At 61.5% G+C, this 23,878-nt stretch carries 24 protein-coding genes; 18 read left to right on the top strand and 6 right to left on the bottom strand.

What is annotated here, in order from left to right:
• Positions 1-5 precede the first annotated feature (5 nt).
• From rsmH to mraY, 6 genes are read left to right on the top strand one after another with little or no spacing between them, the layout of a single operon-like run.
• Positions 6-998 (top strand): 16S rRNA (cytosine(1402)-N(4))-methyltransferase RsmH, encoded by a 993-nt coding sequence (gene rsmH / locus AB1495_RS00895; RefSeq protein WP_074634782.1) that lies wholly within the window; start codon positions 6-8, stop codon positions 996-998.
• Positions 995-1,348 (top strand): hypothetical protein, encoded by a 354-nt coding sequence (locus tag AB1495_RS00890; protein ID WP_005854161.1) that lies wholly within the window; start codon positions 995-997, stop codon positions 1,346-1,348. Before rsmH ends, AB1495_RS00890 begins: the two co-directional genes overlap by 4 nt.
• Entirely contained in the window at positions 1,345-3,132 is a 1,788-nt protein-coding gene (locus tag AB1495_RS00885; protein ID WP_074634503.1) for a penicillin-binding protein 2, read from the top strand. The genes AB1495_RS00890 and AB1495_RS00885 overlap by 4 nt, the downstream gene beginning before the upstream one ends.
• 16 nt (positions 3,133-3,148) lie before the next feature.
• Positions 3,149-4,630 carry a UDP-N-acetylmuramoyl-L-alanyl-D-glutamate--2,6-diaminopimelate ligase gene (locus tag AB1495_RS00880; RefSeq protein ID WP_074634502.1) on the top strand — a complete coding sequence of 494 codons (1,482 nt, stop codon included), beginning with the start codon at positions 3,149-3,151 and terminating at the stop codon, positions 4,628-4,630.
• A complete protein-coding gene (gene murF / locus AB1495_RS00875) occupies positions 4,627-6,063 on the top strand; it encodes a UDP-N-acetylmuramoyl-tripeptide--D-alanyl-D-alanine ligase (protein WP_074634501.1) in 1,437 nt (478 codons plus the stop codon). Before AB1495_RS00880 ends, murF begins: the two co-directional genes overlap by 4 nt.
• A 31-nt stretch (positions 6,064-6,094) precedes the next feature.
• Positions 6,095-7,177, top strand: a complete 1,083-nt coding sequence (gene mraY, locus AB1495_RS00870) for a phospho-N-acetylmuramoyl-pentapeptide-transferase (protein ID WP_005854153.1) — start codon at positions 6,095-6,097, stop codon at positions 7,175-7,177.
• A 162-nt stretch (positions 7,178-7,339) separates the two neighbouring features.
• Here mraY and AB1495_RS00865 read toward each other — a convergent pair whose 3' ends face one another.
• Entirely contained in the window at positions 7,340-8,251 is a 912-nt protein-coding gene (locus tag AB1495_RS00865; protein ID WP_235183792.1) for a glutaminase, read from the bottom strand.
• Between the two features lie 46 nt (positions 8,252-8,297).
• On the opposite strand from AB1495_RS00865, the gene murD reads away from it, so the two are divergent.
• Positions 8,298-9,701: a UDP-N-acetylmuramoyl-L-alanine--D-glutamate ligase gene (gene murD / locus AB1495_RS00860; RefSeq protein ID WP_074634500.1), complete on the top strand. Its 1,404-nt coding sequence runs from the start codon at positions 8,298-8,300 to the stop codon at positions 9,699-9,701.
• 261 nt (positions 9,702-9,962) lie between these two features.
• Here murD and AB1495_RS00855 read toward each other — a convergent pair whose 3' ends face one another.
• The 3 genes from AB1495_RS00855 to AB1495_RS00845 form a co-directional block, all read right to left on the bottom strand.
• Positions 9,963-10,466 (bottom strand): hypothetical protein, encoded by a 504-nt coding sequence (locus tag AB1495_RS00855; RefSeq protein WP_074634499.1) that lies wholly within the window; start codon positions 10,464-10,466, stop codon positions 9,963-9,965.
• 12 nt (positions 10,467-10,478) lie between these two features.
• A complete protein-coding gene (locus tag AB1495_RS00850) occupies positions 10,479-11,498 on the bottom strand; it encodes a YHYH protein (RefSeq protein ID WP_074634498.1) in 1,020 nt (339 codons plus the stop codon).
• 147 nt (positions 11,499-11,645) lie between these two features.
• A complete protein-coding gene (locus AB1495_RS00845; RefSeq protein WP_009824931.1) occupies positions 11,646-12,191 on the bottom strand; it encodes a TetR/AcrR family transcriptional regulator in 546 nt (181 codons plus the stop codon).
• A 126-nt stretch (positions 12,192-12,317) separates the two neighbouring features.
• Between AB1495_RS00845 and AB1495_RS00840 the strand changes: the two genes are divergently transcribed.
• The 3 genes from AB1495_RS00840 (at position 12,318) to AB1495_RS00830 (ending at position 15,575) form a co-directional block, all read left to right on the top strand.
• Positions 12,318-12,998, top strand: coding sequence for a cupin domain-containing protein (locus AB1495_RS00840; RefSeq protein ID WP_074634497.1), 681 nt, complete (start codon positions 12,318-12,320; stop codon positions 12,996-12,998).
• 189 nt (positions 12,999-13,187) lie between these two features.
• Positions 13,188-14,273, top strand: coding sequence for an FAD-dependent oxidoreductase (locus AB1495_RS00835; protein ID WP_074634496.1), 1,086 nt, complete (start codon positions 13,188-13,190; stop codon positions 14,271-14,273).
• Positions 14,274-14,522: 249 nt separating this feature from the next.
• Entirely contained in the window at positions 14,523-15,575 is a 1,053-nt protein-coding gene (locus AB1495_RS00830) for an MFS transporter (protein WP_342005348.1), read from the top strand.
• Between the two features lie 232 nt (positions 15,576-15,807).
• On the opposite strand, the gene AB1495_RS00825 is transcribed toward AB1495_RS00830, so the two are convergent.
• Entirely contained in the window at positions 15,808-16,191 is a 384-nt protein-coding gene (locus AB1495_RS00825) for a nuclear transport factor 2 family protein (RefSeq protein ID WP_037964042.1), read from the bottom strand.
• Positions 16,192-16,362: 171 nt separating this feature from the next.
• Positions 16,363-17,544: an NAD(P)/FAD-dependent oxidoreductase gene (locus AB1495_RS00820; protein ID WP_074634495.1), complete on the bottom strand. Its 1,182-nt coding sequence runs from the start codon at positions 17,542-17,544 to the stop codon at positions 16,363-16,365.
• 113 nt (positions 17,545-17,657) lie between these two features.
• Between AB1495_RS00820 and AB1495_RS00815 the strand changes: the two genes are divergently transcribed.
• The 8 genes from AB1495_RS00815 (at position 17,658) to murB (ending at position 23,792) form a co-directional block, all read left to right on the top strand.
• On the top strand, positions 17,658-18,185 hold the full coding sequence (locus AB1495_RS00815) for a redoxin domain-containing protein (protein ID WP_074634494.1): 528 nt from the start codon (positions 17,658-17,660) through the stop codon (positions 18,183-18,185).
• Positions 18,186-18,296: 111 nt separating this feature from the next.
• Positions 18,297-19,466, top strand: coding sequence for a putative lipid II flippase FtsW (gene ftsW / locus AB1495_RS00810; RefSeq protein WP_005854131.1), 1,170 nt, complete (start codon positions 18,297-18,299; stop codon positions 19,464-19,466).
• Positions 19,463-20,563, top strand: a complete 1,101-nt coding sequence (locus AB1495_RS00805; protein WP_074634493.1) for a glycosyltransferase — start codon at positions 19,463-19,465, stop codon at positions 20,561-20,563. Before ftsW ends, AB1495_RS00805 begins: the two co-directional genes overlap by 4 nt.
• Positions 20,560-21,975 (top strand): UDP-N-acetylmuramate--L-alanine ligase, encoded by a 1,416-nt coding sequence (gene murC, locus AB1495_RS00800; protein WP_074634492.1) that lies wholly within the window; start codon positions 20,560-20,562, stop codon positions 21,973-21,975. The genes AB1495_RS00805 and murC overlap by 4 nt, the downstream gene beginning before the upstream one ends.
• Positions 21,976-22,007: 32 nt before the next feature.
• Positions 22,008-22,259 (top strand): DUF2484 family protein, encoded by a 252-nt coding sequence (locus AB1495_RS00795; protein ID WP_005854125.1) that lies wholly within the window; start codon positions 22,008-22,010, stop codon positions 22,257-22,259.
• Positions 22,256-22,516: a DUF2484 family protein gene (locus AB1495_RS00790; RefSeq protein ID WP_074634491.1), complete on the top strand. Its 261-nt coding sequence runs from the start codon at positions 22,256-22,258 to the stop codon at positions 22,514-22,516. The genes AB1495_RS00795 and AB1495_RS00790 overlap by 4 nt, the downstream gene beginning before the upstream one ends.
• Positions 22,513-22,794: a hypothetical protein gene (locus tag AB1495_RS00785; RefSeq protein WP_074634490.1), complete on the top strand. Its 282-nt coding sequence runs from the start codon at positions 22,513-22,515 to the stop codon at positions 22,792-22,794. The genes AB1495_RS00790 and AB1495_RS00785 overlap by 4 nt, the downstream gene beginning before the upstream one ends.
• 68 nt (positions 22,795-22,862) lie before the next feature.
• Positions 22,863-23,792, top strand: coding sequence for a UDP-N-acetylmuramate dehydrogenase (gene murB, locus AB1495_RS00780; RefSeq protein ID WP_074634489.1), 930 nt, complete (start codon positions 22,863-22,865; stop codon positions 23,790-23,792).
• Positions 23,793-23,878: the final 86 nt, after the last annotated feature.

The following is a 23,878-nucleotide window of genomic DNA, read 5'->3' as shown; positions in this document are numbered from 1 at the left end:
TCGATATGAGCGGACCCAGTGATACCCCCTCCGCCCCGCACACACCGGTTCTGCTGCGCCCCTTGCTGGCGGCGGTGGCCCCTGTGTCGGGGCGTTGGCTGGATGGCACCTTCGGCGCGGGCGGCTATACCCGTGGCCTGCTGGACGCAGGTGCTGCGCAGGTGGTGGCCGTGGACCGTGATCCGCTCGCGTTTGAAATGGCGCAGGCTTGGGCCGGTGACTATGGCGACCGGATCATCATGCAGCGCGGCGTGTTCTCCAAAATGGACGACTATGCACAGGATCTGGACGGGATCGTGCTAGATCTGGGCGTGTCCTCCATGCAGCTTGATCTGGCAGAGCGCGGGTTCTCTTTCATGCGTGACGGGCCGCTTGATATGCGGATGAGCCAGGACGGCCCCTCGGCGGCGGATATCGTCAACGAGGCCGAGGAAGAGGTGATTGCCAATATCCTGTTCCAATACGGTGAAGAACGTGCCAGCCGCCGCATCGCCAAAGCGATCGTGCGCGCCCGCGAAGAGGCCCCGATCACCACAACGCTGGCGCTTGCAGGCTTGGTCGAAAGCTGTTTGCCGCGCTCGAAACCCGGCCAGTCGCATCCCGCGACCCGCAGCTTTCAGGCGCTGCGCATTGCGGTGAACAATGAATATGGCGAGCTGTTCAACGGGTTGATGGCGGCGGAACGTGCGTTGAAACCCGGTGGCCAGCTTGCCGTTGTGACCTTCCACTCGGTCGAAGACCGTATGGTCAAACGCTTCCTGACGGCGCGTGCGGGGGCAGGGGGCAACGCCAATCGCTTTGCGCCCGAAATTGAAACAGAAGCGCCGCAATTCAAGATCCTCAAGCGCAAGGCCATCGGGCCGGATGCGCAAGAGCTGGAAGAGAACCCGCGCAGCCGCTCGGCCAAGCTGCGCGTCGCAATTCGCACTGATGCGCCTGCGGGCAGCATCGATGCCAAGGCACTCGGCATGCCTATGGTCAGGGGATTAACCGTATGAGAACCGTGCTTTACATCCTAACCACCTTTTCGGTGATCGGGCTGGCCTTCTGGGCCTACCGCGAGAATTACGCGACCCAGCAAGCCCTGAGTGATGCCGATGACCTGCGCTATGAAATCCGCGAAGCCTACAGCCGTCTGGCCGTGCTCAAGGCGGAATGGGCCTATCAGAACCGCCCCGACCGTCTGCGCGATCTGGCAGAGCTCAACTTTGACCGGCTGAACCTTTTGCCGCTGCATCCCGACCAGTTCGGATCTATCGATCAGGTGAGCTACCCGCCGCTGCCAGAACTGCCGCTGTTCGAGATCACCGACGGCGTTGACGTATCCTCGATGGAGGCCCCCGAATGATCCGCACCCCGCTGCGCCCGCTGGCCCGTATTCTTGAAGCCCGTCAAAAGGGCGAAAACCCCGATGCGATCGAGCGCGAGAACAAGCGTATCCGCCACGAGCAGATGCGCGACGCCTCTCGGCAGCGCGCCGAGGGGCGTTTGCTGGTTCTGGGGGTCTTCTTCTTCTGCGCCTTCACCGTTGTGGGCGCGCGTATGGGGGTCATGGCGACCACCGACCCGACAGAGCCGCGCGCGGCGGCCCCCGGTTCCGTGATCTCGGCCACCCGCGCCGATATTGTGGATCGCAATGGCAATCTGCTGGCGACCAACTTTGAGACACATGCGCTTTATGCGCAGCCGCACCACATGATCGACCCGCAGGGGGCAGTGAAAAAGTTGATGGCCGTGTTCCCCGACCTGAACGAGGAACGCCTGCTGCGCGACTTTACCGGTAAGCGCAAGTTCTTGTGGATCAAGAAGAAAATCAGCCCCGAGCAGATGCAGGCCGTGCATGATATCGGCGAGCCGGGCTTGCTGTTTGCGCCGCGTGATATGCGTCTTTACCCCAACGGGTCGCTTGCCGCGCATATCATGGGAGGGGCCAGCTATGGCCGCGAGGGTGTCCATGCCGCCGAGGTGATCGGCGTCGCGGGAGCAGAGAAATACTTTGACGACTATCTGCGCGATCCGGCCAATGGGAACAAGCCGCTGGAACTCTCGATCGACATGACCGTACAGGCCGCGTCCGAGCGTATTCTTTATGGCGGCATGAAGCTGATGAACGCCAAGGGGGCGACCTCGGTCCTGATGGATGTGCACACGGGCGAGGTGATCAGCGCCGTATCATTGCCCTCTTTCGACCCTAACGACCGGCCCCGTGCCGCCGTCACAGGCGATGCGTCCGACAGCCCGCTGTTCAACCGGTCGGTGCAAGGCGTCTACGAGCTTGGCTCTGTCTTCAAGATTTTCACCGCGGCACAGGCGATCGACCTTGGCATTGCCACCGCGGATACGGTGATCGACACCTCTGGCCCGATGAAGGTCGGCGGCTTCCGCATCGGCGAATTCCACGGCAAGAACTATGGCAAGCAGACGGTGACGGGGATCATCGTGCACAGCTCCAACCGCGGGACAGGGCGGCTTGCGCTTGAGATCGGCGCGGAGCGTCAGCAGGAATTCCTGAAAAACCTCGGGTTCTTTGAACCAACCCCCTTCGAGATCATCGAAGCCTCTGGCGGCAAGCCCTTGCTGCCGCAGCGCTGGCAAGAGTTGAGCACCGTAACCGTCTCTTATGGCCACGGTCTGTCCTCCAGCCCGATGCATCTGGCGGCGGGCTATTCTGCCATTGCCAATGGCGGGCACAAGGTCACCCCGACGTTGCGCAAGCAATCCGGCCCCGTGGTCGGCCCGCGTGTGATGTCTGAACGCGCGGCGGCGGATGCCCGCGCAATGCTGCGTGCGGTGGTGACCGAAGGCACGGCCAGCTTTGCCGAAGTGCCCGGCTACCAGATCGGCGGCAAGACCGGTACGGCGGATAAACCCGGCCCCCGAGGTGGCTATCTTGAGGATAAGGTCATCGCGACCTTTGCCAGCATGTTCCCGGCGCATGATCCCAAATACGTACTGATCGTCACGCTGGACGAACCTGTCGAGACCTCGGGCGACAAACCGCGCCGCACGGCCGGTTGGACAGCCGTGCCCGTGGCCGCGGAAATGGTCCGTCGCGTCGCGCCTCTGCTGGGTCTGCGACCGACTGTTGAACCGGACAGCCTCGCTGATATAACGCTCTCCAGCAGCAACTAATATAAAGAGCGTCCCCATGGGCACACAGGCCGTCCCGTTATCCTCCCTTGGTCTGACCGCGAAAGGGGGGGGCAACCCGCCCATTGCAGGTATCAGCGTCGACAGCCGTCAGGTCCAGCCCGGCACCCTCTTCGCCGCCATGCCCGGCAGCAAGGTCCATGGGGCCGAGTTTATCCAATATGCGCTGCGCATGGGCGCGGTGGCGGTGTTGACCGACGCCGAGGGGGCCACGCTGGCGGCTGACGCGTTGGCACAGGCTGACGTGGCCCTTGTCGTCACCGATGCCCCCCGCGAGGCGCTGTCGCGCGCGGCAGCCCTGTGGTACGGCGCGCAGCCGCAGACGATGATTGCGGTCACCGGCACCAATGGCAAAACCTCTGTAAGCACATTCGTGCGGCAAATCTGGATCGAGATGGGGCTGGCGGCTGTCAACCTTGGCACCACTGGCGTCGAAGGCGCATGGACCGCACCGCTGGCTCATACCACGCCCGAGCCCATCACCCTGCACCGCACCCTTGCCGAGGCCTCTACCAACGGTATCACCCATGCCGCGATGGAAGCGTCGAGCCACGGGCTGGACCAGCGACGGCTGGATGGCGTGACGCTCAAGGCGGCGGGGTTCACGAATTTTACCCAAGACCATCTCGACTACCACGAGACCTTCGACGCCTATTTCGACGCCAAGGCCGGACTGTTCTCGCGGGTGCTGCCCGAGGACGGCACGGCGGTGATCAATATCGATGATCCCAAGGGGGTCGATATGGTCGCTATCGCACGCGCCCGTGGCTGCGAGGTGATTACCGTAGGGCGCGACGGGGGCGATCTGCATCTGACCGGCCAGCGCTTTGATGCGACGGGGCAGGACCTGCGGTTCAGCTATCGTGGCAAGACCTACCAGAAACGCCTGAACCTCATTGGCGGGTTTCAGGCGGACAACGTGTTGCTCGCGGCGGGGCTGGTAATTGCCTGCGGGGCGGACCCCGCCCATGTGTTCGACACGCTGCCTCATCTGACCACCGTGCGCGGCCGCATGCAGCTTGCCGCCACGCGGGACAATGGCGGGGCGGTGTTTGTGGATTACGCCCATACCCCCGACGCCATCGCCACCGCCCTGCAAGCGATGCGCCCCCATGTCATGGGCCGGTTGGTCGCTATCGTGGGCGCAGGCGGCGACCGTGACCGCGCCAAACGCCCGCTGATGGGGCAGGCGGCGGCGGCCCATGCGGATCTGGTGTTCGTGACCGATGACAACCCGCGCTCCGAAGATCCGGCGACCATCCGTGCCGCCGTCATGGAGGGCGCGCCAGAAGCGACCGAGGTGGGCGACCGTGCCGAGGCGATCCTGCGGGGCATCGACGCCATCGGCACGGGCGACGCGCTGCTGATCGCGGGCAAAGGCCATGAAACCGGACAGACCATCGGTGACGATGTGCTACCCTTTGATGATGTGGAACAGGCCAGCGTCGCCGTCGCGGCGCTGGATGGGAGATTGGCATGAGCTTGTGGACAGCAAAAGAGGCCGAAAGCGCCACCGGCGGCCGCGCCATCGGGGACTGGGCCTGTGACGGCGTGTCGATTGATACCCGTACCCTTGCACCGGGGGATCTGTTCGTCGCGCTGAAAGACGTGCGCGACGGGCATGATTTTGTCGCCATGGCGCTGGAAAAAGGGGCGGGGGCCGCGCTGGTCACCCATGTCCCCGAGGGCGTGGCCGAGGATGCACCGCTGCTGATCGTCGAGGATGTGCTCAAGGGCCTTGAGGCGCTTGGTGCCGCCGCGCGGGCCCGAACGCAGGCCAAGGTCGTCGCGGTGACGGGCAGCGTCGGCAAGACCTCGACCAAGGAAATGCTGCTTGCGATCTTTGCCGACCAGGGGCGGGCGCATGCCTCGGTCGACAGCTATAACAACCACTGGGGGGTGCCGCTGACGCTGGCGCGGATGCCTGCGGATACAGAATATGCCGTGATCGAGATCGGCATGAACCACCCCGGAGAGATTTCTCCGCTGGCGCAGATGGCCAAGCCGGATGTCGCGATGGTCACCACCGTCGCCGCCGTGCATCTGGAAGCCTTTGCCAATGTCGCGGAAATCGCGGTCGAGAAAGCCGCCGTTTTTGATGGGCTGCAACCGGGGGGCGTAGCGGTGATCAACGCTGACATCGAACACGCCGCGATCCTGATGGCCAAGGCCGTGGATCGCCGCCTGCGCGAGGTCGAATTTGGCGAGCATGGCTATCAGTACAAACTGCTGGACGTGCAGGTGCAGGGCGATACCACCGTCGTGCGCGCCGACGCCGACGGCACGCCGCTGCTGTTCAAGATCGGAACGCCGGGGCGGCATTTCGCGATGAACGCCTTAGGAGCCTTGGCGTCTGCACAGGCCATGGGCGCGGATCTGGCGCTGGCTGCGGCCTCGCTGGGACGCTGGACACCCTATAAAGGGCGCGGCGTGCGAGAGGTTATCCATCTCGACGTGGTCGACACCCATCTGACGTTGAACCTGATTGATGACAGCTATAACGCGAACCCCACGTCGATGGCCGCCGCCCTAGAGGTGCTGGCCGCCGCCGAGGTGACCCATGATATCGGCCGCGTCAGCAAGGGGCGGCGCATCGCCTATCTGGGGGACATGAAGGAGCTGGGACCGGACGAGATCGCCCTGCACGCAGGGCTCGCGCATCTCGACGCCACCAAAAAGCTGGATGTGATCCACTGTGTTGGCCCGCTGATGAAGTCGCTCTATGACCTGCTGCCGGCGCATCAACGCGGGGAATGGGCCGAAACTGCCGCCGACCTGCTGCCCGCGCTTTCGTCGCATCTGGACAGTGGCGATGTTGTGCTCGCCAAAGGCTCCTTGTCCATGAAACTAGGGCTGATCGTTGACGCGATCCGCAAAATGGGCCATCCGGTCCAGAATGAACGACAGGGCTAAGCCCACAAGATTTTGAGTTAGGACGCGTACGATGCTCTATTGGTTGACCCTCCTGTCAGATGGCGGCGATTTCTTTAACCTTTTCCGCTACATCACCTTCCGCGCCGGTGGGGCCTTCCTGACAGCGCTGGTGTTTGGCTTTCTGTTCGGCAAGCCGCTGATCGCCGTGCTGCGCAAGCGGCAGGGCAAGGGCCAGCCGATCCGGGATGACGGTCCCGAGGGGCATTTCGTCAAGGCGGGGACGCCGACCATGGGTGGGCTGCTGATTGTGGGGGCCTTGCTGACCTCTACCCTGCTGTGGGCGCGGCTGGACAACCCGTTTGTGTGGATGGTGCTGCTGGTGACAATGGCATTTGCCGCCATCGGGTTTGCCGATGACTACGCCAAGGTCAGCAAGCAGACGACCGCTGGTGTTTCCAGCAGAATGCGTCTGTTGCTGGGCTTTATCATCGCGGGCAGCGCGGCCTATTGGGCGGCGCAGTTCCACCCTGCAGAGTTGCAGAACCAACTGGCACTGCCCGTGTTCAAGAACACGCTGATCAACCTTGGATATCTGTTCGTGCCCTTCTCGATCATCGTGATCGTGGGGGCGGCGAATGCGGTGAACCTGACGGACGGGCTGGACGGGCTGGCGATCATGCCCGTGATGATCGCCGCCGGAGCGCTTGGCGTGATCGCCTATGCCGTCGGCCGCGTCGATTTCACCGAATATCTGGACGTGCACTATGTGCCGGGGACGGGCGAGATTCTGGTCTTTACCGCTGGTATCTTTGGCGGTGGTCTGGGCTTTTTGTGGTATAACGCGCCCCCCGCCGCGGTCTTTATGGGCGACACCGGATCGCTGGCCCTTGGCGGCGCATTGGGGGCCATCGCGGTTGCCACCAAGCACGAATTGGTGCTGGCCATCGTCGGCGGCCTGTTTGTGGTCGAGGCGCTGTCGGTTATCATTCAGGTGCTTTATTTCAAACGCACGGGCAAACGTGTTTTCCTGATGGCACCGATCCACCATCACTATGAAAAGAAAGGCTGGGCCGAGCCGCAGATCGTCATCCGCTTCTGGATCATCTCTTTGATCCTCGCGATGATCGGGCTGGCGACACTGAAGGTCCGCTGAGCAGTTTATCAAGGCGGTAAGAAACAAGAGGGCGCGCTGCAGGGATGTGGCGCGCTTTTTTTATGGCGGACGGGGGCCAGCCCCCGCGCGGCCAAGGGGCCGCGTCCCCCGGAGTTTATTTGGCAAAATGAAGGGCGGGGGAGGCAGGAAGAGGTGGTGGCGTCAGAAGATCGACCAGCCCATTTCGCGCGCGAGGCGGGCCATGGCCTGGGTGCCTTTTTTCGAGTTGCCATAGCGGTTCAGACCCGGCGACCAGACGGCGATGCTGGCGCGGCCGGGGACAATGGCAAGGATACCGCCGCCCACACCGGATTTCGCCGGAAGCCCTACGCGGTAGGCAAAATCGCCCGACCCGTCATAATGCCCGCAGGTCAGCATCAGCGCATTGAGACGCCGGATGCGGGGCGGCAGGATCATGCGGGGCAGCTTGTCGGTTTCGATCAGGAACCGTCCGGCCATGGCCAGTTGCCGCGCGGACATGTCGATGGCGCAGTGGTGGAAATACGTGCCGAGCGTCTTCTCCGGCGGATTGTTCAGATTTCCGCAGGAGGCCAGAAAATGCGCCAGGGCAAAGTTGCGGTGGCCATGGGCGGTTTCAGAGGCCGCGACGGTTTCGTTGATGTGGATGTCGTCGTCACTGGCGGCGGCGCGCACGAATTGCAGGATTTCGGCCAAGGTCTCGCGCGGTTCGCGGCCCGTGAGCACCTCGTCCGTGGTGACAATGGCACCGGCGTTGATGAAGGGGTTGCGCGGGCGGCCCTGTTCGGCCTCAAGCTGCACAATGGAATTGAATGCACGCCCCGATGGCTCGCGGCCCACGCGCTTCCACAGCTGGTCGCCTGACCGTCCAAGGGCGATGGCAAGGGTGAAGACCTTGGTGATGGATTGCACGGAAAATGGCGTATCGGCATCCCCGGCGGTAAAGACCTCGCCGTCCGCGGTGGTGATCGCGATACCGAATTGCGCAGGATCGACAGAGGCCAGCTGCGGGATATAGGCTGCCACGTCTCCCCAGTCATCCGTGGCGCGCATGTCGGCGTTGAGCTGGGCTAAAATCTCTGGCAGAGGGGGCATAAGGGGCTCCGAAAGTTTCAGGGTCATCGCTAACAGGAGAGCAGGCATGATACCAGTTCAAGGTTTGACCGGCGCAAAGGTCGCCATTCTGGGGCTCGGGCGGTCGGGGCTGTCGGCGGCCCGTGCGCTGGCCGCCGGGGGTGCTGTGCCTATCTGTTGGGATGACAACCCCGCCGCCCGCGCCGCCGCGCAGGCCGAAGGGTTCGATTGTGTGGATCTGGGCAAGGCCGGCGTCTTTGATGACATCGCGCGGCTGATCGTATCGCCCGGCATTCCGCATCTTTATCCGGCACCGAACCCGGTGATTGTCGCCGCGCAGGACGCAGGTGTGCCGGTGGACAATGACATCGGGCTGTTCTTTCAAAGCTTCGCGACGCTGGCCTGGGATAATTTTGACGTGGTGCCCAAGATCATCGCGATCACCGGGTCGAACGGGAAATCCACCACCTCGGCGTTGGTGCATCACATTCTCAAACACGCGGGTCGTCCGACGCAGCTGGCGGGAAACATCGGTCGCGGTGTGCTGGACATAGAGCCCGCCATTGACGGCGAGGTCGTGGTGCTGGAGCTGTCGAGCTACCAGACCGATCTGGCGCGCAACTTGACGCCGGATGTCGCCGTCTTCACCAACCTTAGCCCCGATCATCTGGATCGTCATGCGGGCATGGGGGGCTACTTCGCGGCCAAACGGCGGCTCTTTGCTGAAGGCGGGCCGGATCGTGCCGTCATTGGCGTGGATGAACCCGAAGGGCGTTTTCTGGCGGGACAGCTCAGCGAAGGGGCGGCCGACGACCGGGTGATCCGCGTGTCGGTGGACCGCAAGCTCACGGGTCTTGGTTGGCAGGTCTTCGCGCGCAAAGGCTTCTTGTCGGAATATCGCGGCGGCAAGCAGATCGGGTCCATCGATCTGCGCAGCATTACCGGCTTGCCCGGGGCGCATAACCACCAGAACGCCTGTGCCGCCTATGCCGCCTGTCGCACACTGGGGTTCGCGCCCAAGATCATCGAAGCGGCGTTCCATTCCTTTGGCGGCCTGCCGCACCGCAGCCAGACCGTGGGCGAGGCGGGCGGCGTGCGCTTCGTCAACGACAGCAAGGCGACCAATGTAGACAGTGCGGTCAAGGCACTGGCGGCGTTCAGGAACATCCGCTGGATCTGCGGCGGGCTTGAGAAAGAGGGCGGTTTGGGCAGTTTGTCAGAACCGCTGGAGACAGTGCGCAAAGCCTATGTGATCGGGCGCGAGGCGGCGCAGTTTGCCATGAAACTGGGGGTCGAGGCCGAGGTCTGTGGCACGATGGACGTCGCGGTTGCACGCGCGGTCGAGGATGCAGAGGCGGGGGACGTTGTTCTGCTGGCCCCTGCGGCGGCGAGCTTTGACCAATACGACAGTTTCGAGCGCCGCGGAGAGGATTTTGTCGCGCAGGTCCAGAAGCATCTGACGGACACGTAACTGCGTTTATGGGGAAGGAGCGCCGCATGGGTAATGATTGCGGTGTTTCAGTCTGCTCTGGTCCAGATTGTGGCGCGTGACTGATTGTTTGATCGGGGCCATCGGATAATTGACGGCTTGTTCAGGAATGCAGGTTTCGAGGCCGGCTATCGAAGAAAAAGGGCTTGATCCTAATCGTATGCGGCCGCGAACCGACGAGATCTACCTGCGGAATATCGGGCATGCGCAACAAGAGGCTCGGCGTTTTGTTGAAGGGGCGACCTATGGGGTGGCCTCGGGGATGAAAACCTTGACGGTTGATGAAATTGGAACGCCGTTCACCGACCACGCGCTGTGATCATTTGCGTTCAATGTCACTCTGACTTCATTCTCGCCCGGCACCAGTGAGGTGCCCGACAGATGATACCAGTTGGAATAGACCCGCGCTATTTTCACGCCATTCACATAGATATGGGCATGACCTTCGTTGTCTTTCGGTGCGTGATTGATCGCTGCGGGTGTGAACTTGAAATGAACGGGCAGGATCTGAACATTATACCCGCCCATCACGTCAGGAAATACCAGATGCGTGACGCTTGGCTGTGGCAGTTCGGCAGAGACGTCGCGCGGAGGATGCCGGTGCGCTGGCACCGCGCCGGGCGCGCTAGCCATATCCATCGTTGCCTTGCCGATGTCAGGTGACATGGGGGCGCGCGACATCGGAAAAAGCGTCATGACCACGACAGCCATCGACGCCCCGATTATGGCATAGGCGAGTTTTTCCACCAGATCCGGTCTTTACTGGCCGGGTGCGGGCATAGCTGCGCGCAGGTCGGCTTCGCTGACGCCAAGTGCCAGAGCTGCCGCGGCAAAGTCCGGCGGGCGCGTGTCACCAAGTGCCCCGACCAATTCAGCCTCTGTGATGCCCAGTTGATCGGCAACTGCGGCAAAATCCGGTGCGGCACCACCGCCACCGGGGCCATTGTTCGCGGCCACGTCGACCTCACCATGGTAGCAGTCGATCATATAGGGCGCTTCATCTGCCGTGAGATGGTAGTGGTAAATCCCTTCCGGGAATTCAGGTGTCGGGCCGGAGTGGCCGCTGCACGCATCCAGATCGTCATTCACCACGACAATACCACCGACATCATTGTTGCCATAGACCGGAAAGCCGTCGGCCAAAACACCGATCATCCGCGAATGTTGCCCGGCCTGCGCCGCGGCCTCTGCGATACAGACAGGGATGCCATGATAGTGGTAATTCGTCCCGTCCACGAGCGTGTGCCCGTTGCAGTTGTCCAGAAATGCCACGTGATCATGAACAACCTGATCGTCAATCGCAACGACGGAGCGGTCGGGGTTCTCATAGTCGTTGAAAATCTGTGCGCCACTCAAGGCCACGCCAATTCTCCCCAGCGAGGTGTCCGTTGATGTATCCGAATAGACCGGCTGCGTTGTGATTTTCGCGTCGATCTCGGTCTCTTTGAAGTAGTCGGCAGAGTTCTGCACGTCAAAGAACTCCAGCGGCTTGTCGGCAAAAGGTTGATCGTTTGGATCGCTTGGAATCAGATATTGTTCCGCGAAACCGTGGTCCGGGATGCCGTTGGATTGAAAGCGGAATGTCTTTGCGTCAGCATCGACCGTGATCTTGACATGACCTGCCCAATTTGCCGCTTCGACGACCGTCGCAGTGTCATTCGACTGTTGCGCATTCTGAGCCGATGAAGGCGAATAGATTAGGGATGCGGCGGCCAGCACAACCGATGCGGCGGCTGTCCCATAGAGAGTTTTCTTGGACATGATTTTCTGATCTCCCATGAGATGTCGGTATCTTTACTTCCAACTTCGGGTCGAAGCGCTGCTAAGCCGAAGCTAGGCCTTAAACGGACACGTGCCAACTTTCCGTCGTTCTTATTCAACAGAAATATAGCGCCCTAGAATTTTCCGAGCGCTGCCATATCGACGTCAAATCTTGGCGATACTTCGGATCGCGGCCTTGGCGATCTGGTCGAACATCGCACGATCGTCGGAGGATGACGCAACGATCATGCCGCCTTCCAGCGCCGCGACGATGAGGCAGGACGTGTCCTCGGGGTTTTCGACGCCATTGCGGTGGAACAGGTCAAGCAGCCACAGCCTGTTCATTTTGAAGAATGCCTTTGTTTTCTGGTTAACATTCTTGGGCAGCCCGATCGCTTCTGCGCCCATAATTGCGCAAAGACAGATGGTTTCGTCCAAGACAAGCGCCTGAGAATAGAGCGCGACATAGCTGTCCAACGCCGTTTGCAAGCTGGCCGTATCGATCTGTTCAAGGTGCTCTTTGAACTGGCTGGTGTAGCGATCCACCAAAGCTTCGCCCAGATCGGGTTTGGTCGGGAAGTGATAGTGAACGCTTGCGCTCTTGATGCCGACATCGCTTGCCAGGTCGCGAAAGCTCATCGCCGAGAAACCGGCACCACGGACACGTTTTTCAGCGGCATCAAGGATTTTATCTTTCATTGTCTGCGGCATTTGGGGCTCCTGTCTATCATGTGGTAGATAGGTGTTGACAGCGAGGAGGGCAATATCTAACTGATAGCCTATCAACTGATAGGTAGCTATGTAGCGCCGCTGCGCGCTGAACCGGAGGGATGTACCATGAACCTGAACGCAAATTTCGATGAACGTGCCGTTGTACATTCGGATCGGCAGCCGTGGGTTGCATCCCCGATGAAGGGCGTGGACCGGCGGATGCTGGATCGGATCGGGGACGAAGTCGCGCGGGCGACGACCATCGTCCGCTATGCGCCGGGCAGCGCGTTTTCGGCCCATACCCATACCGGCGGCGAAGAGTTTCTGGTGCTTGAGGGCGTGTTTCAGGATGAACACGGTGACTTTCCTGTCGGCACCTACGTGCGCAACCCGCCGACGTCTTCGCACACGCCAAGCTCAGCCGAGGGGGCGACGATCTTCGTCAAGCTGTGGCAGTTCGACATGGATGACCGTCAGCAGATCACCATAGACACCACCACCCAGACCCCGCAGCCGGTGCGTGAGGGTGTTTCAGAAATCCCGCTGTTCGAGGATGCGCACGAACGGGTGCGGATCGAGCTTTGGGAGCCCAACGTGGCAGTGACACAGGCCGGCCACAACGGGTTCGAAGCCCTTGTGGTCGAAGGAAGCTTTATCGAAGGGGATGAGGTCTTCGGGGTCAATTCCTGGCTGCGCCTACCGCCCCACACGCCGCTGAACGCCGTTTCCGGGCCCGAGGGCGCGCGGCTTTGGGTCAAATCCGGCCATCTTTCGGAAACGCCGACAGCCCCCAATGCCGTAGGTTGAGATGTCAGATCCACTTGCAATCATTGGAGGGGCGGGTGCCGGTCTTGCTAACCGCGCCCTACACAGAATGGACCCTATACGGATGATGAAGTCAGCCGATATTGCCCGCACCTATCTGGCGCTGGCGGATCAACCACGGTCCACCTGGACCCATGAGCTGCACCTCGGGCCGATGGGAGAGGCGTTCTGATGCAGACCGATGTTCTGATTGTGGGCGGTGGTCTGTCGGGACTTGCGCTTGCCGACCATCTGGCCCGCCAAGGCCGCGATTTCTTGCTGGTTGAAGCGCAGGACCGCCTCGGCGGGCGTATCCTTACTCAGGAGTTTTCGGGCGGTGCCTTCGACCTTGGGCCTGCGTGGTTCTGGCCGGGGCAGCCGCGCATGGCGGCCCTCGCGGAACGCTTTCAGATCCCGGTGTTTGGGCAGTTCTCGACCGGTGACTTGGTCTATCAAGAGCAAAACGGCGCCGTGCAGCGCGGACGCGGCTACGCCTCTATGGAGGGGTCGTACCGCTTGGCCGGTGGGATCGGCTCTGTGGTGCATGCTTTGGCCAAAGGGTTGGATCCGGTGAAGATCATGACCGGCACGCGGCTGACGTCGATCGACCATTCGGCAGACAACATCTCGGCGCAGGTTGATCAAAACGGCACAGCGCAGATCATCACGGCCAACTGGATCGTGATGGCCATGCCGCCTCGGGTGATCGCCGATACCGTTTCCTTTGAGCCCGCGCTGGATGCGGGCCAAATGCAGGCATTGCAAGATGTGCCAACTTGGATGGCCGGTCAGGCCAAGATCGTTGCGGTTTACGATCAGCCTCATTGGCGACATGCCGGGCTGTCCGGCGACGCCATGAGCCAGCAGGGGCCGATGGTCGAAATCCATGATGCTTCGCCAAGGCAGGGCGGTCCCTATGCGCTCTTCGGTTTTGTCGGGGTTCCTGCGGATGCGCGTGCCCAGCACAAAGATGAGATGATGCGCCTTGCGGTGACGCAGCTGACGGCGATGTTCGGACCGGAAATGGCCAACCCGATGCACCTTGTTTTGCAAGACTGGGCGACCATTCCCCACATCGCGCGGCCACAGGATCGGCAGCCGGTCCGAAGCCATCCCCGCTATGGTTTGCCGACCAACCTGCGTGCCCTTTCGGCACGCGGGATGATATTTGCGTCGACCGAAACCGCCCCGGAATTCGGAGGCTTTCTGGAGGGCGCATTAGAGGCGGCCGAACATGCGGCCAGCACGCTGGCGCTGCACGACCCCATGCAGACCTGATCACCACCCGCCCGCATGGGTTTGGGCATCCAATAGAAAAATGAAAACACGCCGCGCCAAGCCAATCCAACGGGCATGGTGGCCATACGGATGATATATGATGACTCGGACAATAGACGCGACTGAAACCGCCGGGTTCCGGCGCAACCTGACGGTGCTGATCCTCGCCCAATCCTTGGGGCTGCCAGCGGACCGATTGTAATCTCGCTGGGGGGATTGGTTGGTCAGGATCTCGCGACTGACCCTGCTTTGGCGACCCTGCCGGTCAGCATCTATAATCTCGGGCTTGCCCTTGGAACGGTGCCTGCCGCTTGGATCATGCGACAATACGGGCGGCGCAGCGGATATCTTCTGGGCGCGATGATCGGCGTGTTCTCGGGATTGGTCGCCGCTGGTGCGATATCCTTTGGGGCGTTCATATTCTTCTGTTTGGGAACGTTTCTGGCGGGGCTCTATGCGTCCTATGTACAGTCTTACCGTTTCGCAGCTGCCGACGGGCGCGAAAGGGCAGACGGGGGGCGGGCCATTTCATGGGTCATGGTCGGCGGGCTGATCGCTGCCATTATCGGCCCGCAACTGGTCATTGCCACGCGCGACGCTGTGCCGGGCGTGCCCTTTGCGGGCAGTTTCCTGAGCCAAGCGGCGCTGGCGCTCATCGCGTTTTTTGTTCTGACCCGATTAAGGGGCCGCCAACCCGCAGCCACAGCGCAAACGTCTTCCGACGACGGGGGGCGCACCGTGCTCCAACTTCTGGCGTCGCCTAAATACATGCTTGGGGTCGCCGCTGGCGTGGTGTCTTACGGGCTTATGTCATTCGTCATGACGGCCGCACCGCTGGCGATGGTCGGATGCGGGCATTCGATTGACCATGCGGCATGGGGTATTCAGTGGCATGTGCTGGCGATGTTCGCGCCAAGCCTTGTGACGGGCAAGCTGATCGCCCGGTTCGGCAAGGAAAAGGTCACCGCCGCTGGCCTGATCATCATCGGCATTTCAGGTGCTGTTGCGCTGACCGGTTTGGATCTGAGGCATTTCTTCATCTCTCTCATCCTTCTTGGGATCGGGTGGAACTTTGGCTTTATCGGAGCGACTGCGATGGTAGCTGCCGCGCATACAGAGGCCGAGCGCGGGCGTGCCCAAGGGCTGAATGATTTCGCCGTTTTCGGCACAGTCGCGGCTCTTTCGTTCTTTTCTGGCGCGTTGATGCAGGCGTCGGGATGGCATCTCATCAATCTCATGATGTTCCCCTTCATCGCCATCGTGCTTGCGCCCTTGGTCTGGCAAGCGGCGCGGCGCGTATAGGGCGGTGCCAATACTGTCTCAAAAACTGGCAACGTACCGCCAACCTCAAGGAAGAACGTAACATGCCTACGTAACATGCCTAATGTGCAAGTTCTTATAACTGCGACGCTTGTTGGGGTTGGCGGCACGTTGATTGTCGACGCTGTTAAAGGGCTTGCGGCTCGGTTCTTGGGAAAAATGCCAACGCATAGCTTTGACCTTTCAATGCTGTGCTCGCACGGCATTCATTGCATCAAAACATCCCGTTGTCGTTGTTACTTTGTACAGGCATTTCCTGAAGCACGTCCCAATGCTCGACGATTTTGCCTTGATCATCGAGACGGAAAATGTCCATCCCTGCATAATCGGGACCGTTGGGCCATAGCTGATGGCAATGCAGGATCACATGATTGCCGTCCACGAATGACCGCTTGACCTCGACATGTTTGCCCGGATGTTCGCGGGCCATACGTTCGAAATAGTCAACGAAGGCCGCCTTGCCGTCCGCCACATGGGGATTGTGCTGAATGTACTGCGCTCCGGCGTAGCGCGCGATGGCGTCGGCGGGGCGGCAATCATTGAACATCATTTCGTAAAAGGCGATGACGTTGGCCTTGTCGGTTTCTGGATCACGCATGGTCTTCCTTTCTGAATTTACCGATAGTGTGGCGCATGTCTGCATTGGGGAAGCTGCATTGCGGGGTCGCTTCCATGCTGTCGATGACAGCTTTGGGTCGTTGGTGTCGGGCTAGGGGCGCTGCCCCCGCCGCCTATGGCGGCTCCCCCGGGATTTAGGGCCATTTGGAAATTACTGTTTCTGTGCGATATCTGCGGCGCAGGCCATGGCGGAGGACCAGGCCCATTGGAAGTTATAGCCGCCCAGCCATCCGGTCACGTCGACGGCCTCGCCAATGAAGTAGAGACCGGGGCGTGTCTTGGCCTCTAGTGTTTTGGAGGACAGTGCGTCGGTGTCGATCCCGCCGAGGGTGACTTCGGCGGTGCGGTAGCCTTCGGTGCCAGAAGGGGTCATGACCCAATGCGACAGCCTGTCGATCAGGGTGCCGAGTTTTGCATCCGACCAATCGGCGAGGTTGCCGCCAAGGTCCATGATCCCCGACAGATGATCCACCAGCCGCGCGGGCAGGTGGTGGGAAAGCTCTGTCGTCAGGTTGCGGCGGCCATAGGTCTGGCGTTGGCTGCGCAGCTTGGCCAGCAGATCACTGTCGGGCAGCAGGTTCACTGTGATCGGCGCGCCTTCGGTCCAGTAGCTTGAAGCTTGCAGCACGGCAGGGCCGGAGAGGCCACGGTGGGTGAACAGCAAGGCTTCGTCAAAGGCGGGGCCTTGAGCAGTCACCCGCGCGGGCGTTGCGGTGCCGGATATGGGCGCGAAACGGGCGTCGGTAAAGGTGAAGGGCACCAGCCCCGCCCGTGTGTCGGTGACGGGGATGCCCATCTGCGCGGCGATCTCGTAGGCGCGCCCCGTCGCCCCCATCTTGGGGATGGATTTCCCGCCAGAGGCAACGACAAAGTTGCGCGTGGTGATCGGCGTGGTGCCGTCGGGCGTGTGCAAGGTCATGCTATATCCGGCATCACGCGCGGCGATATCTGTCAGCGTGCTGTGCAACCGCAGGTCAACACCGGCTTTTTGCATCAGGCCGCGCAGCATGGCGACGATCTCTTTGGCGGAGGTGTCGCAGAAGAGCTGGCCGAGGGTCTTTTCGTGCCACGCGATCCCATGTGCGTCTACCAGTTCGATGAAATCCCACTGAGTATAACGCGCCAGCGCCGATTTGGCGAAATGGGGGTTGGCGCAGATGAAGGCATCAGGCGTGCAGTGCATATTGGTGAAATTGCAGCGCCCGCCGCCCGAAATGCGGATTTTCTCGCCCGGTGCTTTGGCGTGATCCACGACCAGCACCGATCCGCCCGCGTGGGCCGCGCACATCATGCCTGCGGCCCCTGCGCCTAAAATTACCGTGTCATATTGCATGGCCCCGCCATAGCCCCCGCCACGCAAGCCGGTCAAGTGGCCGTGAGCGGGGTGGTAACCCGGCGCATGAACACTAATTTCGTGAGTGACGAAGCAACTAAAGGAGAGACCCGATGAACGTATTGGACGCAGGCAACGCATTTCCGAAACTGACCGTGGCAGAGCTGCAAGGCGGCATGTTGACCCTTGGCACCCCGCGGGGCGCCAATGACTGGCAACTGGTGGTCGTCTATCGCGGTCTGCATTGCCCGATCTGCAAGAAATACCTGTCGACGCTGGACGGGCTGGTCGCGGATTTCAACAAGGCAGGTGTGGACGTTGTTGCCGTATCGGGTGATCCGAAAGACAAGGCGCGCGAGATGGCGCAAGAGCAGGATCTATCCCTGACCATCGGCTATGACATGAGCATCGCACAGATGCGCGAACTGGGGCTCTATGTCTCTGACCCGCGCAGCCCGCAAGAAACCGATCAGCCCTTCGCAGAGCCCGGCGTCTTCGTGGTGAACGGCGACGGCAATATCCAGATCCTCGACATCTCGAACGCGCCCTTCGCGCGGCCTGATCTGGAGGGGCTGCTGAACGGGATCAAGTTTGTGCGTGACAACGACTATCCGATCCGCGGCACGCACGCCGGGGCATAGGCAGCTTTGCGCGGGGCTGGTTAAAACAGACTAGCCCCGCGTGACCTTTCGCGCTACACTGCAAGCTAGACCCCGAAAAGGGGCGGAACGAGGCAGTGTAAGGCAGGTCCCATGACAGAAATGGTCTATGGCGCGGTTCCCGTTCGGGATGGCGAACCGATTCTTCCCAAATGGTGGCGTACGATCGACAAATGGGCGATGTCCTGCATCCTCCTGCTGTTTGCCGTGGGCATGTTGCTGGGGCTGGCGGCCTCTCCGCCGTTGGCCGCGAAAAACGGCTTTGACTCTTTTCACTATGTGCAGCGACAGGCTGTTTTCGGTGTGCTTGCCGTGATTGCCATGGTGCTGACGTCGATGATGACGCCCGTGATGGTGCGGCGTCTGGCGATCGTCGGCTTTCTGGTGTCCTTTGTGGCGCTGGCCTTGCTGCCGTTCTTTGGCACCGACTTTGGCAAAGGCGCTGTGCGCTGGTATTCCATGGGCTTTGCGTCCTTCCAGCCGTCAGAGTTCCTCAAGCCCGGTTTTGTCGTTGTGGCGGCGTGGATGATGGCCGCCGCGCTCGAGATCAACGGCCCTCCGGGCAAAACGTGGTCCTTTGCGCTGTGTATTTCCATCGTCCTGATGCTGGCATTGCAGCCCGACTTTGGTCAGGCCTGTCTGGTCCTGTTCGGCTGGGGGGTCATGTATTTCGTAGCCGGTGCGCCGCTGGTGCTGCTGGTGGGCATGGCCGGGCTGGTCGTCTTGGCGGGGACTTTTGCCTATTCCAACTCTGAACACTTTGCCCGCCGGATTGATGGGTTCCTGTCGCCCGACATCGATCCGCGCACGCAGCTTGGCTATGCCACCGATGCGATCCGCGAAGGCGGTCTGTTCGGGGTCGGCGTGGGCGAGGGGCAGGTGAAATGGTCGCTGCCCGATGCGCATACCGATTTCATCATCGCCGTTGCTGCCGAAGAATACGGCCTGATCCTCGTGATGTGTGTGATCGCGCTTTATGCCGTAATCGTTGTGCGGTCGCTGCTGCGTCTGGTGCGCGAGCGGGATCCCTTTATTCGTCTGGCCGGCACCGGTCTGGCCTGCATGTTCGGCGTGCAGGCGATGATCAACATGGGCGTGGCCGTGCGGCTGCTGCCCGCCAAGGGTATGACGCTGCCTTTCGTCAGCTACGGCGGGTCGTCGGTGATTGCCTCTGGCATCGCCGTGGGCATGTTGCTGGCGTTTACCCGGACCCGACCACAGGGCCAGATCTCTGATCTATTGGGCCGGAGCCGTGCCCGATGACGGCGCCGCTGCTGGTCATCGCCGCAGGGGGGACGGGCGGGCATATGTTTCCCGCCCAAGCGCTTGCCGAGGTCATGCTGGCGCGGGGCTGGCGGGTAAAGCTGTCCACCGACGCGCGGGGTGCGCGCTATACCGGCGGTTTCCCCGAGGCGGTCGAGATTCAACAGGTCAGCAGCGCCACCTTCGCGCGCGGCGGTCTGGTGGCCAAGGCCATCGCACCGTTTCGTATTCTGGGCGGTGTGCTTGGCGGTGTCTTTGGTATGCTGCGCGACAAGCCCGATGTGGTTGTCGGCTTTGGCGGGTATCCGTCGATCCCCGCGCTGACAGCGGCCTGGGTGCTGCGCAAGCCCCGGATGATCCATGAACAGAATGGCGTGCTCGGTCGGGTCAATGATCTGTTTTCCAAACATGTTGATGCCGTGGCTTGCGGCACATGGCCGACCACATTGCCCGATGGTGTCAGCGCCGAGCACACCGGCAATCCGGTGCGTGCCGCGGTGCTGGAGCGTGCGGGCGCGGGCTATATCGCGCCGGGCGATTACCCGATGGAGCTGTTGGTGATGGGCGGCAGCCAGGGCGCGCGCATCTTGAGCGAGGTGATCCCCCCCGCCATCGCCGATCTGCCGATGGAACTGCTGCGCAATATCCGTGTCAGCCATCAGGCGCGGGACGAGGATGGCCAACGTGTCGCTACCTTTTACGCCGAAAACGGGATCAATGCCGATGTGCAACCGTTTTTCCATGACGTGCCGCGGCGCATGTCCGAAGCTCAACTGGTGATCAGCCGCGCTGGCGCGTCCAGCGTTGCCGATATCTCTATCATCGGGCGGCCGTCGATCCTGATCCCCTTTGCCGCGGCGACAGGCGATCATCAGACGGCCAATGCCCGTGGATTGGTGGACGCCGGTGCCGCGATCATGGTGCCCGAAAACATGGCCAACCCCGACAGTCTGCGGGCCCAGATCGAAATGGTGCTGACCCACGCAGAGGGCGCGCAGCAGATGGCGCGCGCCGCCCTGTCGGTCGCCAAGCCGGACGCCGCAGAAGAACTCGCCCAGATGGTGGAAACCCTGGCAACCGAAGGAAAAAAACGATGAACGCAGCCACGAAACTCCCCACCGATGTGGGCCCGATCCATTTCGTGGGTATTGGCGGTATCGGCATGTCCGGCATTGCCGAGGTGTTGTTGAACCACGGCTACCGCGTGCAGGGGTCGGACCTGAAATCGACCAAGATCACCGACCGTCTGGTGGACCTTGGCGCGACGGTGTTCGAAGGGCAGGAGGCCGCGAATATCGAAGGGGCCGCGGTGGTCGTGATCTCTTCCGCGATCAAGCCGGGCAACCCTGAACTGGATGCCGCACGGGTGGCGGGCCTTCCCATCGTGCGCCGCGCCGAGATGCTGGCAGAGCTGATGCGCCTGAAATCCAACATCGCGGTGGCCGGAACCCACGGCAAGACCACCACAACGACGATGGTGGCCGAACTGCTGGTCAACGGCGGGATAGATCCGACGGTTGTGAACGGCGGGATCATCCATGCTTACGGGTCGAACGCACGGATGGGGCAGGGCGAATGGATGGTGGTCGAGGCGGATGAATCCGACGGCACCTTCAACCGTCTGCCCGCGACCATTGCCATCGTGACCAATATCGACCCCGAGCATATGGAGCATTGGGGCGACTTCGATACCCTGCGCAAAGGGTTTCTGGATTTCGTCTCGAACATTCCTTTCTACGGGCTGGCGGTCTGCTGCATCGACCACCCCGAGGTGCAGGCCTTGGTCGGCAAGATCACCGATCGCCGTGTCATGACCTATGGCTTTAACACCCAGGCCGACGTGCGCGCAGTCAACCTGCACTACAAGGCGGGCGTGGCGCATTTCGATATCATGTTCCAGACCGAAGGCATCACGATCAAGGATTGCAGCCTGCCGATGCCCGGAGATCACAACGTGTCAAACGCGATGGCGGCGGTCGCCGTGTCGCGCCACCTTGGCATGAAAACTGAAGAAATCCGTGCCGCTCTTGCCGGGTTCGGCGGCGTGAACCGTCGCTTTACCAAAGTGGGCGAAGTGGATGGCGTGACGATCATCGACGACTACGGTCATCACCCGGTCGAGATTACCGCCGTGCTGAAAGCCGCACGTCAGGCCACCGAAGGGCGCGTGATCGCGGTCCACCAGCCCCACCGCTACAGCCGTTTGCACCACCATTTCGAGGAATTCTGCGCCTGTTTCAACGATGCCGATGTTGTTGGCATCGCCGAGGTCTATGCCGCAGGCGAGGCCCCGATCGAGGGGGCAGGGCGCGATGATCTGGTCGCAGGGTTGATCCGTCATGGTCACCGCCACGCCCGCGCCGTCCAAAGCGAGGATGATCTGGCGCGGCTGGTCCGCGAACAGGCAGGGCCGGGGGATATGGTTGTCTGCCTTGGGGCAGGGACAATCAGCACCTGGGCCAACGCCTTGCCTGCCGCGCTTGAATCCTTGAAGAAGGAAGCCGTTTGAATGGCGCGGACCCCATCATACGGGGGCCGGTCATGACCTTGCTTTGGGCTTGCATCCTGTGGGTCTTTTGCTCGGCCACGGTGGCGACGCTGCCCATGCGCCTGCAATATATTCCCGGTGTGATCCTGCTGATCGCCGCACCGGTGCTGATCATCCTGATCGGTCTTCAGGTGGGCTGGCTCTATAGCCTGCTTGCTCTTGCTGCCTTTGTGTCCATGTTCCGCAATCCCTTGCGCTTTTTGCTGGCCAAGCTGCGCGGACAAAACCCGGAGGTTCCAAAATGAGTATATCACTGGTTCTTGCCTGTTTTTGGGCGGTCGTTGCCAATGTGTTGGCCATGACGCCCAGTTCTGACCAGCATTGGCGCAGCGCTTATATGTTGATTGCCGTCGGCATCCCCGTCCTGGGGTTTGTCACCATGCAGCATGGCCCTTGGGTCGGGATGCTGGTACTTGCGGGAGGCTGTTCGGTGTTGCGCTGGCCGGTGATCTATCTGATGCGCTGGCTGCGCGGTGCCGCTGTGCGGAATGCTGCAAAGTGAACCTGACGCTGGTGATCCTGATCAGCATCCTCGTGGTGTGGATGCTTGCCGCGGGCTGGTGCGGTCTGATGCGCCGGTATGGCGGCTTTGTGCTGGTCCTGCTGGCGGGGCTCGCGCTGAACTGGGCGTGGATGATCTGGGGCCTTGGCGCGAAACCGCTGGAGCGTCCGGTGTTCATGGCGCAAGCCGCCGCCACGGGCTATGCGGTCTGCGCGTTTCTTACAGGATGGCTGGCCGGCCGTATCACGCGCGAGCTGCGGGCGAACCGGCCTGATTGATTGGGCGGTTTTTGGCGCGCTTCGGTCGCATGTGGAAAATTGACCTCCCTCCCAAAGCGGGCTAGGCGATGGACATGACAGATATTTCCTTTCCCGACATGCGCGGTAAGCTGACGCAAAACCGCCCCTTGGCTGATCTGACCTGGCTGCGCGTGGGCGGCCCTGCTGACTATTTCTACCAGCCTGCCGATGCGGATGATCTGGCAGCTTTCATGAAGGCGCTGCCCGCCGATGTCGTGGTCATGCCGATGGGGGTCGGATCGAATGTGATCGTGCGCGACGGCGGCTTGCGGGCTGTGGTGATCCGGCTGGGGCGCGGGTTCAACACCATCAGTTGCGAGGATGGAATCGTCACCGCAGGTGCCGCGGCGCTGGACGCCCATGTCGCGCGCAAGGCAGCGGACGCGGGGCTGGACCTGACCTTCTTGCGCACAATCCCGGGTAGTATTGGCGGCGCGGTACGGATGAACGCGGGCTGCTATGGTGCCTATACTGCTGATTATTTCATCAGCGCAGACGCGATCACCCGCACAGGCGAAAAGGTCACGCTTGGGCCGGAGGATCTGCAATTTGCCTATCGCCAGACCGCTTTGCCAGACGGGTATGTCATCACCGCTGCCCGTTTCGCGCCCCCCAAAGGCGAGGCCGAGGCGTTGCACGCGCGGATGGAGGACCAGCTGCGCAAACGGGACGAAACCCAACCCACCAAGGACCGCAGCGCGGGGTCGACGTTCCGCAATCCAGCGGGGTTTTCCAGCACGGGGCAGGCGGATGACCGCCATGATCTGAAGGCGTGGAAGGTCATTGACGACGCCGGCTTGCGCGGTGCGACCTTGGGTGGCGCGCAGATGAGCCGGAAACACCCCAACTTCCTGATCAATACGGGTTCCGCGACGGCAGCAGACCTTGAAGCATTGGGTGAAATGGTGCGAAAAAAGGTTTACGATTCCAGCGGGATTACGCTAGAGTGGGAAATTATGCGGATCGGCGAAAAATAAACGTTCGAGCGTCATGATTTAGGGCCGCCAAAAGGTCCGGAACAGAATGAATAAGGGTCGCAACAGGCCCGTTTAAAAAGGCAGAT

It is taken from the genome of Sulfitobacter pontiacus, assembly GCF_040790665.1.
GTDB classification, from domain to species: domain Bacteria; phylum Pseudomonadota; class Alphaproteobacteria; order Rhodobacterales; family Rhodobacteraceae; genus Sulfitobacter; species Sulfitobacter pontiacus.
The sequence above is the reverse complement of the archived record's forward strand: the minus strand, read 5'-3'. Positions and strand labels throughout refer to the sequence as shown.

Excerpts from the sequence above, each read along its gene's own strand:
- rsmH (WP_074634782.1), top strand. The coding sequence starts at position 6 with ATGAGCGGACCCAGTGATACCCCCTCCGCCCCGCACACACCGGTTCTG.
- AB1495_RS00890 (WP_005854161.1), top strand. The coding sequence starts at position 995 with ATGAGAACCGTGCTTTACATCCTAACCACCTTTTCGGTGATCGGGCTG.
- AB1495_RS00885 (WP_074634503.1), top strand. The coding sequence starts at position 1,345 with ATGATCCGCACCCCGCTGCGCCCGCTGGCCCGTATTCTTGAAGCCCGT.
- AB1495_RS00880 (WP_074634502.1), top strand. The coding sequence starts at position 3,149 with ATGGGCACACAGGCCGTCCCGTTATCCTCCCTTGGTCTGACCGCGAAA.
- murF (WP_074634501.1), top strand. The coding sequence starts at position 4,627 with ATGAGCTTGTGGACAGCAAAAGAGGCCGAAAGCGCCACCGGCGGCCGC.
- mraY (WP_005854153.1), top strand. The coding sequence starts at position 6,095 with ATGCTCTATTGGTTGACCCTCCTGTCAGATGGCGGCGATTTCTTTAAC.
- AB1495_RS00865 (WP_235183792.1), bottom strand. The coding sequence starts at position 8,251 with ATGCCCCCTCTGCCAGAGATTTTAGCCCAGCTCAACGCCGACATGCGC.
- murD (WP_074634500.1), top strand. The coding sequence starts at position 8,298 with ATGATACCAGTTCAAGGTTTGACCGGCGCAAAGGTCGCCATTCTGGGG.
- AB1495_RS00850 (WP_074634498.1), bottom strand. The coding sequence starts at position 11,498 with ATGGGAGATCAGAAAATCATGTCCAAGAAAACTCTCTATGGGACAGCC.
- AB1495_RS00845 (WP_009824931.1), bottom strand. The coding sequence starts at position 12,191 with ATGCCGCAGACAATGAAAGATAAAATCCTTGATGCCGCTGAAAAACGT.
- AB1495_RS00840 (WP_074634497.1), top strand. The coding sequence starts at position 12,318 with ATGAACCTGAACGCAAATTTCGATGAACGTGCCGTTGTACATTCGGAT.
- AB1495_RS00835 (WP_074634496.1), top strand. The coding sequence starts at position 13,188 with ATGCAGACCGATGTTCTGATTGTGGGCGGTGGTCTGTCGGGACTTGCG.
- AB1495_RS00825 (WP_037964042.1), bottom strand. The coding sequence starts at position 16,191 with ATGCGTGATCCAGAAACCGACAAGGCCAACGTCATCGCCTTTTACGAA.
- AB1495_RS00820 (WP_074634495.1), bottom strand. The coding sequence starts at position 17,544 with ATGCAATATGACACGGTAATTTTAGGCGCAGGGGCCGCAGGCATGATG.
- AB1495_RS00815 (WP_074634494.1), top strand. The coding sequence starts at position 17,658 with ATGAACGTATTGGACGCAGGCAACGCATTTCCGAAACTGACCGTGGCA.
- ftsW (WP_005854131.1), top strand. The coding sequence starts at position 18,297 with ATGACAGAAATGGTCTATGGCGCGGTTCCCGTTCGGGATGGCGAACCG.
- AB1495_RS00805 (WP_074634493.1), top strand. The coding sequence starts at position 19,463 with ATGACGGCGCCGCTGCTGGTCATCGCCGCAGGGGGGACGGGCGGGCAT.
- murC (WP_074634492.1), top strand. The coding sequence starts at position 20,560 with ATGAACGCAGCCACGAAACTCCCCACCGATGTGGGCCCGATCCATTTC.
- AB1495_RS00795 (WP_005854125.1), top strand. The coding sequence starts at position 22,008 with ATGACCTTGCTTTGGGCTTGCATCCTGTGGGTCTTTTGCTCGGCCACG.
- AB1495_RS00790 (WP_074634491.1), top strand. The coding sequence starts at position 22,256 with ATGAGTATATCACTGGTTCTTGCCTGTTTTTGGGCGGTCGTTGCCAAT.
- murB (WP_074634489.1), top strand. The coding sequence starts at position 22,863 with ATGGACATGACAGATATTTCCTTTCCCGACATGCGCGGTAAGCTGACG.